Here is a 13,935-nt window from a genome sequence, read left to right on the forward strand (position 1 = left end):
ACTGGTTCAAGCCGCGTTTATTCCAGCCCGGTCCAGCGATGGGTCTCGGCCATGGCCAGGGCCAGCTTCGGGCTACGTCGGGCGACGCGCTCGCGCTTTTCGCGTTCCGCCCTGATCGCCGGCCACGCCGCGAGATACGCCTCAAGCTCGGCGGCATCGCAGGCGTAGCGCTTGAATGCTTCCGCATTCGCCGAGCGCAGGGCCACGGCGCCGTTGTAGCCACCGAAGCCCTGGGTGGCGCAGATGGCACCGCCATCCGCATTGCCTTCCGACGGCTCGGCCTGGAGATGGAAGTGGCCGGCCACTTCGGCGAGGTCGGGATCGAGCCGGCGCAGGGTCGGCACGCCCGGGGCCTTGCGGCCGAGCACGAACTGCACGGCCTGGGACAGCGCCTTCAGCCCGGTTTCGCCCATCGTGTGGCCGTCGCCGACGGCCTTCGGCGTGCCGACGAAAATCTTCGGCAGCTCGCCTTCGAGGCCCTGGCGCTGGGCGGCGCCACGCAGGCCCGCCAGGGCGGTGCCGAGGTCGGTCTTCGAGTTGGTCCGGGTACCGGTGGCGTGCGCCGCCAGGTACTGGAAGTCGTGGATGCCGTAGTCGTGGGCCTGGTGGGCCATGTCCAGCGCCTGCACCAGTGCGTTTTCACCGCCGAAACCGACGCCGGCGAAGTGCGCCTTGCCACCGGCCTCGGCGCTCTGGCCCCAGCCGACGATGATCGAGGTGATGTCGAGCTGGTTGCGCAGGGCGAATTCCAGTGTCGTCACCAGCAGGCCCGAGCCACCGTGGCCGACGACGGTACCGTCGGCATCGATGTCGAACGGTGCGAGCGAATCGTGCACGCTGCGCTCGGAGCCATCGCCGTGCGCCGCATTCTTCGTCGCCAGCTTTTCACCGGTCATCAGCGCGCCGCCGCCGAAGGCTTCGAGGATGCCGAAGCGTGGCTGCAGGGCGGCATCGGCCGCGGTGAGCAGGACCATCTTCGGTCGCTGGAAGCCGGGGTAATCGAACAACAGCTGCGGCGCGATGTCGGCAAGTGCGATGAGGCTGGATGCACACGCGCCGACGGCCGTCGACGGTGCCTGCGGCACGCGCATGAAGCCGACGTCGGCCGAGCGCAGCGATTCACGCAGCTCGGGGTTCTTCAGCACGCGGCTGATGCTGTACGAGGGCGAGAGCATCGTCGAGACCAGTGCCGGACCGTGCGAACCCAGCGAATGGGCGAGGCGAACGGCGAAGGTGTCCTTGGGGATGCCGTTCTCCGGCAGCGGCGCATCCGGACGCAGCCACTGGCCGAGGGCCTCGTTGCCGCCGAACGCGGTGGCCGACGCCACGCGGAAGCCGAACGGGTCGGGCACCAGCTCGGACAGCGGGCGCGGCAGGCCGGCGAGCGCGCCCAGCGCACCGTAGGCGAACAACTGGGCCTGCAGCGACGGGCTAAGCAACGGGTCGTCCTGGAACAGGCCGTGCATGTCTTTCAGGCCGGAGCCGCGGATGTCTTCGTAACGCAGGCCGGCCAGGCGGCGCAGGCCGACCGTTTCGAGGTCGTGCGGGAGCGGCGCGGCGATGTCGGTGACCACGCGCGGGGCCAGCTCGCGCACGCCGGGCACGTGGCGGATGCCGCTGTTGGCGCGCAGGCTGTCGCCATGCAGGCGCTTGAGTTCATCGAGACTGACCGGCTCGCCGGCCTGTTCGCCAGCGGCCCAGCGCATGCCATCGCCAGCGTTCGCCGCTTCCGGATCGATCTCGACCAGGCCGGCATCGAACGCGGCAAGGGGAAGGAACTCGTCCGACCGGGCCACCAGGGCCTGGTAGGTTTCAGTCGAGCCCACGGCGGAGATCGTGCAGGCGGTACCAACGGTGACGAGGACTTGATCGCTTCTCAGCATGTTCGGACGGACTTTCATTGGGCCAAACGAGGAGTATAGGCCGACAGATGCCCGTCTGTCGGCCCTTGCCCCGGCCCTCAGAAGTCGTAGCTGACCCCGAAGCGAACGTAGCGTGGCACCTGGCGTACCTGGGCCTGTCCGTACTGCGGATCGGCCACGCCCGGGTCGGTCTGCGAGTACGGATAGATGTTCAGCGGGCGCTGCTCGTTCAGCACGTTGAACACGCTGGCGGTGAAGGCCAGCTTGCCCTCGCCGAACGCGGGCCGGTAGGTCGTGCCGAGGTCGAGCTGGCGGATCCACGGCAGGCGGCCCTTCGCGCCCGGCGGCGACGGCTGCCCGTCGCAGTAATGGTAGGAGCCGCCGTATTTACCCGGGTCGGAGAGGTCCTGGCCGTAGTAGCCGAGGCAGATTTTCGGCGAGCCGGAGACCAGGCTCAGGTTGGCCGACACCAGCCATTCGGCCGTGAGCTGGTAGTAACCGTAGAGCTTGAGCTGGTGGGTGTGGTCGTTGTTGGTCGGGCCGTTGGTGTTTTCCATGATGTAGCTGTTGTCCCAGTCTTCGCTGGTCGACGCCGCGGTCTGTTGCAGGTCGGAGCGCAGCTGGCCTTCGGTGTTGCCGTAGCTGCGCGAGAACACGTAGTCGATCTTGCCGTACCAGGCCCCGTCGAACGGGTGCTCGAGGAAGCCTTCCAGCGCGTAATAGCGGCGCTTCAGGCCCTGGAAGCCGAGCTCCTGGTTACTCAGTGGCACGGCCACGACGTTGCCGGAGGTATCGATCAGGTTGAACGTGTTGGCGCGGCCCGGATTGAACAGGTAGCAGCTGTTGGTCGCGGCGACGTCGTAGCCGAGCGCGGCGGCCTTGGCGGTGATCCGGTCGACATCGCAGTAGTCGTCGATCGCGCTGCGCAGGATGCGCTGCGTAGCCTTGGCGCCATACACCCAGTGGTCGCCCGCGGTTTTCTGGAAGCCGAGGATGAACTCGTCCTGGTACTCGGACTTGAGGTTGCTGGCCGTCACCGTGCGCGGATCGGGCAGCACGCCGAAATAGTTGTTGGAAGACACCGGCGCGGAGAACGCGGTGAGGCCGGTGGGCAGGCCCTGTGCGTCGATGCCGCCATAAGTGAAGTATTGCGAGGTGCTGAGCGATGCACCGGCGGCGTTGAGGCCGGGATTGAGCGGCAGGCCGAGGTAATAGCGACCGGCGTTGCCGTAGACCTTGAAGCTTGCATCGCCGTTCACGTCCCAGCTGAAGCCCAGTCGCGGTGCCCACTGCGGACGATGCTGGGTGACGTAGGCGTCGCCGTCGCGGTTGAAGTTCTCGAACTGGTCGTTGCGCAGGCCGAGCGAGAGCAGCCAGCGATCGCTGACCTGCCACTTGTCCTCGATGTACTGCGCACGCTGGGTGGCGCGCACGCTGGCCAGCGAGCTCACCACGTGCTTGACCACGTAGTAGCCCTGCTGGCCGTTCGGGAAGGCTCCCGGGGCAGGCACGCCCAGGCCGGTGGAGATCGGCGTGTTCGGATCGGCCCTGCCGTAGCTCCAGTAATAGCCGTCGCCCGACGCGGTGGAACCCTGGTCGATGGCGCGGGTGACCTGGTTGTCGAGGCCGGCACTCAATGTGTGGTCGCCCAGCGTGTAGGTCACGTCCAGGCGAGTGTTGTTGCTGCGCGTGCTGCGGCCGGGGTTCGCCAGCGTCTGCACGGTCTGGTTGTTGCCCAGCGGCGAGCCACCGTTGAGCGCCGGGTTCTGGTTGATCAGGCCGTCGGCATAGGTGAGCGAGCCGTCGTAGGCGCCGGGCTGGTCGTACTGGTCGAGCTTCATCTTGCCGTACAGCGCGGACACCGTGAGGTTGTCGGTGATGTAGCCGGTGTACTTGGCCGTCCAGACGTCGCCGCCGGTCTTCACCGTGTCGGCTTCGCCGATGCGATCGCCGCGTTGCTGGCTGGCATAATCGTAGTCGTAGATCGTGCCGGTGGTCTCGCGCTTGCTGGATGCGCCGGTGAGCTCGAGGATGTGGCTGTCGGTGATGTTCCAGTCGACCTTGCCGTACCAGCGCGGCGAGTCGTAACGGTTTTTCGTATCGGGGATGACGTTGTCGACGGCGTTGTGGGTGTCGGCCTGTTCGCGCTCGAACTCGCCGGCGACGAAGAAGAACAGCTTGTCCTTGACCAGCGGGCCGCCGACGTAGGTGCTCACCGTCGTCACCCAGTCACGGTTCTGCCGGTTTGGCTTGTACAGCGAGCCGGCCACCGGCGAGGCGGGCAGGCCGTTGGTGTAGTAGGTGTTGACCGCGTCGGCACGGGCGAAATCCGGCTCCCACAGCACCTGCGCGCCGTAGTGCCATTCGTTCGTGCCGCGCTTGCCGACCTGGTTGATGACGCCACCATCGGAACGGCCGTACTGCGCGCTGTAGCCGCCGGTGTAGGTCTCCTGCTGGTCGATCGCGCCGTAGGGCAGGGAGATGCCGCCCATGCCGCGTTGCGGATCGGTCACGTTGTAGCCGTTGATGTAGTAGGCGTTTTCGCTGGCCGCCGAGCCGCCGAAGCTGTTGATCGACGCACCGGTCGGCCCCGTGTAACCGCCGCTGTTGGACACCACGCCCGGGGCCAGCCGCGCCACTTCGTCGGCATTCCGCGCCAGCGGCAGCTTGGACAGCTGGTCAGCATTGATCACGCTGCGCGAATCTACCGCGGCGACGTCGATGCTGGGCAGCGCCGAGGCCGAAACCTGCACGGCCGAGAGGTCCTGGGCCGGGGCCTTGCCGCTGAAGGAGACGTCGACGGAGGCGCCGACGCGCAGGGCTACGCCGCTACGCTTTTCCACGTCCGCGCCACCCTTGCGCAGGGTCACGGTATAGGTGCCCAGCGGGAGCTGGCCCGCGGCGTAGCGACCGCGATCGTCGACCGTGACTTCGCGGTTCAGGCCCGTGTCGCCCTGGATCAGCACGGTTTCACCGGCATCCACCGGCGCCTGGCCGGTGATGGAGCCCGTGGTGGACTGCGCCTGGGCCTGCGCCGCGCCGAGCAGGGCGACGACGGCGGCGAACAGGCGGGTGCGGGTTGCGATGGCGCGATTTGCTTTCAAGAGAAACTTCCCCTGGGAGGCGACCGGGTCGTCGCGTGGGTGCGCCGCTCATGCTGCGGCGCAACGTCGTTCACCAAGGAATACCGAATAGACGTCTATATGTCTAGACGTTCAAACGTGATCGGATCGACACGATCGAAACATAGCGTTTCCCGTGGCGAACGCTGGGTCGTCGCAAAGGGTTCCCATCGCGTGGCATGGGGCGTATGTTGAGCGGTTGCCAATAAAAAAGGCCGCCGATCGGATCGGCGGCCCCGGTGCCAGCGAACCCGGCGGTCAGCGCGCGCGCTTTTCTTCCGCTTCCAGCTCGTCCACCGTCAGGGCGCTTTCGGGAACGGCTTCCAGCCTGGCCCTGGGGATCGGCTCGCCGCTTTCGTCGGAGAGGCCATAGGTGCCCTCGGCAAGCTTCTCCAGCGCGCGGTCGATCGCAGCCAGCCGGCCCTCGCTGTGGGCCAGCACGGCTTCGTCGTTCTCCTGCTGGGCGAAGCGCTCGCCGTCGTCGCCTTCGTCCTGTGGTTCGTTGCCGGCCGCCGCCTGCCAGGCCTGTTCGTCGCGGCCGGCGGCATTGCCGACGGCGACCAGCTGGTCGCGCAGGTCGAGGAGGCGCTGCTTCTGTTTCTGCAGGAAGGTCGGATCGAGGTCGGTATTGCCCATGGTGTGTCTCCTTGGAAAAGTGATCCGCGTGGTTTAGCAGCGCGCGGCCGCGCAGGCTTGGCCAAACCTATCCAGCACGGCGTGTAGGCGCCGCATCCGAAGGCCGGCCCCGACGACGGTCAGCGCATGGCAAAGGCCACGGCGAGCCATCCCGCCAGCACCCCGAAGGCGACGACGGATGTCGCCAGCGCCAGCAGCACGCGGGCCGGCAGCGAGCGGTAGAGCATGGCGAGGGACGGCAGGCTCACCGGCGGCAGCGCTACCAGGAGTGCCGCCGCGGGGCCGACACCCATCCCGAGCGCGAGCATGGCCTGGATGATCGGCACTTCGCCGGCCGTGGGGATCACGAAGAGCATCCCTGCGATGGCCAGGCCGACGATCCAGTACCACTGGTCGCCTACGTCCGGGCCGATGTGCGGAAACATCCATGCCCGCGCTGCGCCGAGCAGCAAGACGATGACGATGTACTCGGGAACGAGGCGGATCGTCATCCGCAGCAGGATCTCCAGCCAGCGCTTCGCGATCTCGCCAGGCGATCGCGCGGCGGGTTCGGCCACCGATCCCGCCGACACGGGCACGGCACCGCGGGGCATGCCTGCCATCCGGTCGGCCAGCCAGCCAAGCCCGAACACCATGGGTATCGCCAGTGCGAAGCGGAGCGCCGTCCAGTGCCAGCCGAGGACGAAGCCGGTGAAGATGAGCGTTGCCGGGTTGAGCAGGGTGTTCGCCAGCCAGAACGCCGTGGCGGCCCCGGGCGTTGCGCGTTGCTCGCGCAGGCCGGCGACCACGGGCGCCGCGCAGCAGGTGCACATCATGCCGGGGACGCCGAGCAGGCCCCCGGCCAGGACGCTGCGAAAACCCAGCCCGCCGAGTGCGCGGTGCACGGCATTGGCCGGGAGCAGGGCCTGCACGGCCGCGCCGATGAGCAGACCGAGCAGCATCGCCTTCCAGATCGCCTTGCCGTAGGCGACGGCATAGCCGAGCGCCGCGTCCCACGAAGGCGAGGGCGCGCGTGCGTCGTCGCCCATGAGGATCGAGTGCCCTATCGAATGATGGGCCGCCGCGTCGAAGGCGCGCCCGTAGTAGGGCATCCATTTCACGTACAACAGGCCGGCCACGGCCAGCGCGAGGAAGATCGACCAGCGGATGGCGCGGTTGGCGCGGATGTCGTCGTGCATGGCTGTTACCCCAGCGGATCGCCTGTGGACTATGCTGCCGCAACCATTGCATGCGGCGCCACGGCGGATTTGTATGAATGTGCTTTCGGATCGCGTCAGGCTCACCGAACTGGCCCATGGCGGCGGCTGTGGCTGCAAGCTGGCACCTTCGGTGCTGCAGACACTGCTTGCCGACAAGGCGCCGGGCATGCCCTTCGCCTCGCTGCTGGTCGGCACCGAATCCAGCGACGATGCCGCGGTGTGGCAGGTGGACGATCGCACCTGCGTGATCGCCACGACGGATTTCTTCATGCCGGTGGTCGACGACCCGTTCGACTTCGGCCGGATCGCCGCCGCCAACGCGCTATCCGACGTCTACGCGATGGGCGGCAAGCCGATCATGGCGCTGGCGATCCTCGGCATGCCTTTGGGCAAGCTGGATGTCGATACCGTGCGCGCCATCCTCGCGGGCGGCGAGTCGATCTGCGCGCAGGCGGGGATTCCAGTCGCCGGAGGCCACTCGATCGATTCGGCCGAGCCGATCTACGGACTCGCCGCGATCGGCTTGTGCACGCCGGCGCAGGTGCGTCGCAACACCGGCGCGCAGCCCGGCGATGCGCTGATCCTGACCAAGGCGATCGGCGTGGGCGTGTATTCCGCCGCGTTCAAAAAGGGCGCCCTCGATCGTGCCGGTTACGACGAAATGATCGCATCGACCACGCTGCTCAATCGCGTGGGCCACGTGCTTGCCCAGGATGCGGACGTGCATGCGATCACCGACGTCACCGGCTTCGGCTTGCTCGGGCACGCTGGGGAAATGGCGCGTGGCAGTGGCGTGCGCCTGCGCATCGAACGCGAGCGCGTGCCCTGGCTCGCGCAGGCCGAAGCGCTCATCCAGACCGGGTTCGTCACCGGTGCCTCGAAGCGCAACTGGGCAAGCTACGGCGATGGCGTGCAACTGGCCGAAGGACTTGCCCCCTGGCAGCGTGATCTGTTGACCGACCCGCAGACCTCGGGTGGCCTGCTGGTAGCGTGCAGGGCGACGCGTGCCGACGAACTGCGCGACATGATCGAAGCCCAAGGTTATGCGCAGGCGCGCGTCATCGGGACCGTCGAAACCGGTGCCCCGCAGGTGGTCGTGGATTAGTCGCGCCGCGGCATGGCGGAAGAGAATGGGAGTCGAACCCACCCGAGGCAGTCTGGCTGCCTCACCCGGATTTGAAGTCCGGACGCCCCACCGGGAACGATTCTCTTCCATCGAACAGGCCGACGTACTCGCGGCGGATGCTGCGCAGCGTGCCGCGATTGAGCATAACACCGTGCCTGTCGAGGCACTCCAGCACCTGGATCGCGACCTTGCGGCCGTTGTCGAGGCGGTCGCGGAATTGCGCGGCCGTGAAGCGGCCATCTGCCGTCGTCGCCGCGATCTCGACGGCGATGCCGATCATCTCCTGCATCGTTTCGCGCAGGAAGTAATGATCGTGCGCCACCTCGTCGGCAAGCCCACGGCGTGCCGCGGACTGCATCCGCTGGCGCACCTCCGCCTCGGGCCGCCGAAGCAGCGCGGCGATCTCGCGCACGCGCGGTGGCCGGAAGCGCGTCGCGCCGCCGAGCAACGGCGCGATCGCGGCCCAGGCGGCTTCGTCCTCGACGCTGGCCCGGGCCGCGTGGCTGGCCAGCCGGACGAAGGCGCCGTCGCGCACCACATCGGCGGCGACGTCCGGATGCTGCAAGGCCAGCGCGAAGGCCGGCGGCGGTAACCGTGGCAGCACGCTCCGGCGCAGCGTTTCGCGCGGTAGGCCCTGCCGGTCCGGATGGGCTTCGTGGAAACCGGCGAGTCGTTCGTGCAACGCGGCGATCCATGGCTGCCAGTGCGCGCGGCCCAGCGCGACGCGTTCGCCGGCGGCAACGAACACTTCCGGCTGCACCGACTGCACGGCCTGGTCGAGCACATCGTTGGCGAGGTTCCTGTCGCGTGCGAAGGCGGCCAGGTCGCGGGTGAAGGGCGGCGCATCGAGTAGGGCGGCAAGGCTCCGCGCCGGGTCGTCGATCGCCCAGGCGGCGCGTTCTTTCGCGCGCGCCGGCGTACGTCGCTGGCGGGCGGGTGCGCGCAGGTCGATGAAGGTGCCACCACCGATGGTGCGCTGTGCCGATACGTCGCGCAGTACGAAACGGTCACCGACCGCGGCCGCGATGGGGCGGTCCAGGACGAGTTGCACGTCGGCCGCCTGGCCAGGCGCGACGACATGGCCTTCGAGTGGCACCACGCGGATGCCGACCTCGGTCGCCGCATGGTGCAGCCGGGCAGGGAACCACGCATCGATGGATTTGGTTTCGCCGGGCAAAAGGCGCAGGCGCGCGTCGATGCGCTCGGCCGGCGCGTGCAGGAACGCATCGACGACCATATCGCCGCGCTGGATGGCGTCCTTCGTGATACCGGGGCCGGCCAGGTTCAGGGCGCAGCGGTCGCCTGCGTGGCCGGCGTCGGTGTCACGGTTCTGCACATGGATCGAACGGACGCGGGCGCTGAGTCCCGCGGGGCTGACGACCACCGTGTCCTTCAGGTGGATGCTGCCGGACAGCACCGTGCCGGTCACCACCACGCCGATGCCAGGCAGGGTGAAGACACGATCGACCGCGAGTCGGAAGCGCGACCCCGCATGCGTACGCCGGGTCTCGCGTGCGGCGTCGATGAGCCGCTCGCGCAGCGTGTCCACGCCCTGGCCGGTGATCGACGACAGGGGCACGATCTCGCTGCCCTCCAGCAAGGTGCCCGCGAGGAGGTTGCGGATTTGCGCGGTCGCCTCGGCAAGCCGTTCCGCGACGACCAGGTCGGCCTTGCTCAGTGCGACGATGCCGCGACGGATGCCGAGCAGGTCGAGGATTGCCAGGTGTTCGCGGGTCTGCGGCATCACCCCGTCGTCCGCGGCGACGACGAGCAGCGCATGGTCGATGCCGCTGGCACCGGCGAGCATGGTGCGGACGAAGCGTTCGTGGCCGGGCACGTCGACGAAGCCCAGCGTCGTCGAGGCGTCGCATGGAAGATAGGCGAAGCCCAGGTCGATGGTGATGCCGCGGGCCTGTTCTTCCTTGAGCCGGTCGCCCTGGATGCCCGTCAGGCTTCGCACCAGCGCCGTCTTGCCGTGGTCGATGTGGCCGGCCGTGCCGATGATCATGCGCGAAGGGCATCCAGCGTGGCGAGGAAGGCTGCTTCGTCGTGTTCGTCGAGGCAGCGCAGGTCGAGCTGCAGGGCGCCGTCGGTGATCCGGCCAATGACCGGGCGGGGCACGGCGCGCAGCGCGCCGGCCAGTTCATCGAGCGCCCGCTGGCTACCGTGCGACACGATGCGCAGCGCGGCGCTTTCCAGCGTATCCATCGGCAGGGCGCCCGAGCCGACCTGGCTGCGGCAGGCGCCGACCGCCACGCCGAAGGCTTCGCCCAGCCGTGCCGATACGCTCGAACGCAGGCGCTCGGCTTGCGCGTGGATGTCGCCTGCCGGGCGGGCGAGGTAGCGCAAGGTAGGTAACGCCTCGACGAGCCGGTCCGGGTCGCGGTACAGCTGCAAGGTAGCTTCGATGCCGGCGAGACGGACCTTGTCCACGCGCAGTGCCCGCTTCAGCGGATTGCGGTTGAGTTCGTCGATGAGCGACCGGCTGCCGACGATGAAGCCGGCCTGGGGGCCGCCCAATAGCTTGTCGCCGGAGAACGTGACCAGCCGCGCGCCACCGGCCACGGCGTCGCGTACGGTGGCTTCGCGGGCCAGGCCGAATCGCGACAGGTCGACCAGGCTGCCCGAACCCAGGTCGTGCAGCAGCGGCACGCCGTGGGCCGTCGCGAGGGCCGCAAGCTCACGGGCCTCGACCCCGGCGGTGAAGCCCTCGACGCGGTAGTTCGACGTGTGCACCTTGAGCACGAGCCCGGTGCGGGCGGTCAAGGCTTGCCGGTAGTCCGCCGCGTGCGTGCGGTTGGTCGTGCCCACTTCGCGCATCCGCGCGCCGGCCCGCAGCATGATGTCGGGCATGCGGAACGCGCCGCCGATTTCGATCTGCTCGCCGCGTGAGATGATCGCCTCGCGGCCCAGCGCGAAGGTGTTGAGGCAAAGCAATACGGCCGCGGCGTTGTTGTTCACCACGGTCGCGTCCTCCGCGCCCGTGAGTTCGCGCAGCAGCCCACGCACATGGCTGTCGCGCTCGCCACGTCCGCCCTCGTCGAGGTCGAATTCCAGCGCCACCGGGTGGCGCATGGCATCGCTCGCCGCCGCGACCGCCGCGTCGGCGAACACGGCGCGGCCAAGGTTGGTGTGCAGGACGGTGCCGGTCAGGTTGAAGACCGGGCGCAGGCCCGGCTGGCGCGCATCGAGCAGGCGCGCGGCGTCGCGTGCGATGGCGGCGGCATCGGGAGCGCTGCCGATACCGGCGCGCAGGGCGCTGCGGGCGGCTTCGGACGCGGCGCGGATGGCATCGGTGGTGGCCACCCGCCCATGGCGTTCGACCAGCGCCATCGCATCGGCGGTGGCGAGCACGGTGCCGACCGCCGGTAGCTGGCGCAGGGAGCTTGCTTCGGTTTCCGCCATGGCCATGCCCGGTTCGTGGCTTCGCGACGAGCCGAGCGTAGTCCGATCGTGGCGCCGGTGGCTAGTCGACCGCTTCCGTCGCATCACCGACCAGCAGGAGCGGATTCGGTGCGTGACGGGCGAAACCGGCCTCGGCCACCAGCAGGTCAAGGCCGAGCGAGGCGAGGTCGTCCGCGACCGGATCCACCTGCATGTCTTTCAGCTGGTAGAGCAGCTTGCTGTAGGTGTGGCATTCGCCGCAGGTCTCGGCCATGACCACCCCGGGATCGCCTTCGATGCCTTGCACGGCGGTCTTCCGCGTGGCGCCGCAGGTGATGCAGACGGCGCGCACGTGGTTCCAGGCCGTCGAGCACAGCGAACAGTGCAGGTAGCGCGTGCCCGGGGTCAGGCCGGACGCCGTGACCACGCCGGCCACGGAGGGTGAACCGCAGCACGGGCACAGGTTGCGTTGTTCCAGCAAGCGCAGCGACGCCGGATCGAGGCGGGCGGCGGACGCGGTGAAATAGACCTGCAAGGCGGCGGCGACGTACACCGCCGCGGCGACGTCGGCCGGCGCCACCTGGCCACGCAGGAAGGCATCGGCCTGCCGCTCGAGTGCCAGGTCGTCGGCAGCCCGCAGCGCGGCGATGGCCTCGGCCGCGGCATCGGGCAGGCCGTCGACGGCGGAGGCATCCAATAGGGCGCGGAGTCCCCGCAACCACGACGGGTGACGCGGATGGCCGTCGGCGGCGAGCGGCGGCAGGCGTGCCTCGACCAGCCGCTCCACGGTGTCCACGGCTACGTCGCCGTGCGGCACCACATCGGTCGCGACGGCGTGTTGCGCCCGTGCCAGCCCGGCCATGAAGCGCAGCCATGCTTCCAGCGGGTGATCCGTGGCAAGCGCATCGAGCCTGGCGGCCGTGGCGGCAAAGCGTCGCGCCGGAACGGGCAACACGATCGGGTCGGGCGACTTCACGCCCGCGTGCGAGGGTCCGCTCCACTTCGCATTCGGGGGTAGTTCGGCTTGCTTCACGGGTTTTTCCTGGGCTCGGTCTTGATCCGTTGCGTGCGTACCAGCTGGTAGAACCATTTGCGATGGTGATGCCAGGCCCAACCGGGCGTCACGTAGCCCTGGGTCATGCTACGCACGGAGTCTCGGATCCAGATCGCCGCGTAGACATGTACCACGAAGACCAGGATGGCGGCGAAGGCGCAGAGGCTGTGCACGAGGATGGCGACGCGCTGTACCTCGATCGACGTGGCGGCGCCGAAATACACCTCCCACACCAGCATGCCGGTGAAGAACAGCACGGGGATCAGGAAGGTCATCGACCAGAACACCAGCTTCTGGCCGCTGTTGTTGCGGCCGATCGGTGGCACGTTCTCGTCGTCGTTGATGGCGACGTGGACGATCGCCTTCGACCAGGCGACGTCGTCGCGGTTGGGCAGGTTGTCCCGCCAGAACTGGATGATCATGCCGATCCAGCTGACGACCAGGCACACGCCAAACCAGGGATGCGCGGCGCGCGCCCACTGGCCCCCGCCGAACAGGCCGGAAAGCCAGAACAGCAGGGGATGGAACATCGACAGGCCGGACAGCAGCAGGGCGATGAATAGCCCCGCGTTGATCCAGTGGTTGATCCGGTTGACCAGGGTATAGCGCGTGAAGGCACGGGCGGGGCGGGTCATGGCAGTTCCTCCTCCGCGCGTGCTTCGCGGATCGCCTCGTCGGCTTCGGCCTCGTCTTCCTCGGTCACTTCGTTCGGGCCGATGGTGATCCAGTGGAAGAACGCCCCGATCGCGGCAAAGGCCAGTGCCGCGACGGCGAGTGGCTTGGCGATGCCTTTCCATGCCGTCACGAAGCTGCTGATATGGGGCTTGTCCGGCAGCCCCGAATACAGCGAGGGCTTGTCCGCGTGGTGCAGCACGTACATCACGTGGGTGCCACCGACGGCCGCCGGGTTGTACAGGCCGGCATGGGCGAAGCCGCGCTCGTTGAGATCGACGATGCGCTCCTCGGCCTGCTGGATCATGTCGACCTTCGAGCCGAACATGATCGCCCCGGTCGGGCAGGCCTTGACGCAGGCGGGCTCCAGGCCGACGGTGACGCGGTCGGAGCACAGCGTGCACTTGTACGACTTGTGGTCGGTCTTGCTGATCCGCGGGATGTCGAACGGGCAACCCTTCACGCAATAGCCGCAGCCGATGCAGTTCTCGCTGATGAAGTCGACGATGCCGTTGGCGTACTGCACGATCGCGCCCGGAGCCGGGCAGGCCTTCAGGCAGCCGGGATCTTCGCAGTGCATGCAGCCGTCCTTGCGGATCAGCCACTCGAGGTTGCCCTGTTCGTTCTCATACTCGTTGAACTTCATCAACGTCCAGACGCTGGGGCCGAGGTCGTTGGGGTTCTCGTACGAGCCTTCGAAGTGGCCGATCTCCGGGCGCAGGTTGTTCCATTCCATGCACGCGGACTGGCAGGCCTTGCAGCCGATGCAGCGGCTCACGTCGATCAGCTTGGCCACCTGGTCTTCGTGGCTGCGTGCCTTGGGCGGCGTCATCGTGGTCGCGGAGCGCCGGATGTAGTCTTGCGATTGCAGGTCGGACAT

Annotated in this window: 10 protein-coding genes and 1 tRNA gene; 1 reads left to right on the top strand and 10 read right to left on the bottom strand. The window is 68.3% G+C overall.

What is annotated here, in order from left to right:
* Positions 1–17 precede the first annotated feature (17 nt).
* The 4 genes from KPL74_05145 to KPL74_05160 all read right to left on the bottom strand — a co-directional run bounded on the left by KPL74_05145 (position 18) and on the right by KPL74_05160 (position 6,798).
* Positions 18–1,883 carry a hypothetical protein gene (locus tag KPL74_05145; protein QWT21389.1) on the bottom strand — a complete coding sequence of 622 codons (1,866 nt, stop codon included), beginning with the start codon at positions 1,881–1,883 and terminating at the stop codon, positions 18–20.
* Between the two features lie 77 nt (positions 1,884–1,960).
* Positions 1,961–4,966, bottom strand: a complete 3,006-nt coding sequence (locus tag KPL74_05150; GenBank protein QWT21390.1) for a TonB-dependent receptor — start codon at positions 4,964–4,966, stop codon at positions 1,961–1,963.
* Between the two features lie 276 nt (positions 4,967–5,242).
* Positions 5,243–5,620 carry a TraR/DksA family transcriptional regulator gene (locus tag KPL74_05155; protein QWT21391.1) on the bottom strand — a complete coding sequence of 126 codons (378 nt, stop codon included), beginning with the start codon at positions 5,618–5,620 and terminating at the stop codon, positions 5,243–5,245.
* 119 nt (positions 5,621–5,739) lie between these two features.
* Positions 5,740–6,798, bottom strand: coding sequence for a permease (locus tag KPL74_05160; protein QWT21392.1), 1,059 nt, complete (start codon positions 6,796–6,798; stop codon positions 5,740–5,742).
* Between the two features lie 73 nt (positions 6,799–6,871).
* On the opposite strand from KPL74_05160, the gene selD reads away from it, so the two are divergent.
* Positions 6,872–7,924 (top strand): selenide, water dikinase SelD, encoded by a 1,053-nt coding sequence (gene selD, locus KPL74_05165; protein ID QWT21393.1) that lies wholly within the window; start codon positions 6,872–6,874, stop codon positions 7,922–7,924.
* A 13-nt stretch (positions 7,925–7,937) separates the two neighbouring features.
* Here the strand turns inward: selD and KPL74_05170 are convergent.
* The 6 genes from KPL74_05170 to fdxH all read right to left on the bottom strand — a co-directional run bounded on the left by KPL74_05170 (position 7,938) and on the right by fdxH (position 13,935).
* A tRNA-Sec gene (locus tag KPL74_05170) sits at positions 7,938–8,033 on the bottom strand.
* Entirely contained in the window at positions 7,986–9,953 is a 1,968-nt protein-coding gene (gene selB / locus KPL74_05175; GenBank protein QWT22578.1) for a selenocysteine-specific translation elongation factor, read from the bottom strand. The genes KPL74_05170 and selB overlap by 48 nt, the downstream gene beginning before the upstream one ends.
* The gene (selA, locus tag KPL74_05180; GenBank protein ID QWT21394.1) at positions 9,950–11,356 is read right to left on the bottom strand and encodes an L-seryl-tRNA(Sec) selenium transferase; all 1,407 of its coding nucleotides are present in this window, start codon (positions 11,354–11,356) and stop codon (positions 9,950–9,952) included. The genes selB and selA overlap by 4 nt, the downstream gene beginning before the upstream one ends.
* Before the next feature lie 55 nt (positions 11,357–11,411).
* Complete coding sequence (gene fdhE / locus KPL74_05185; protein QWT21395.1) at positions 11,412–12,362, bottom strand: formate dehydrogenase accessory protein FdhE; 951 nt, start codon at positions 12,360–12,362, stop codon at positions 11,412–11,414.
* Positions 12,359–13,018 carry a formate dehydrogenase subunit gamma gene (locus KPL74_05190; protein QWT21396.1) on the bottom strand — a complete coding sequence of 220 codons (660 nt, stop codon included), beginning with the start codon at positions 13,016–13,018 and terminating at the stop codon, positions 12,359–12,361. Before KPL74_05190 ends, fdhE begins: the two co-directional genes overlap by 4 nt.
* Complete coding sequence (gene fdxH, locus KPL74_05195) at positions 13,015–13,935, bottom strand: formate dehydrogenase subunit beta (GenBank protein QWT21397.1); 921 nt, start codon at positions 13,933–13,935, stop codon at positions 13,015–13,017. Before fdxH ends, KPL74_05190 begins: the two co-directional genes overlap by 4 nt.

Origin of the sequence: Bacillus sp. NP157 (assembly GCA_018889975.1) — a bacterium.
Taxonomy (GTDB): domain Bacteria; phylum Pseudomonadota; class Gammaproteobacteria; order Xanthomonadales; family Rhodanobacteraceae; genus Luteibacter.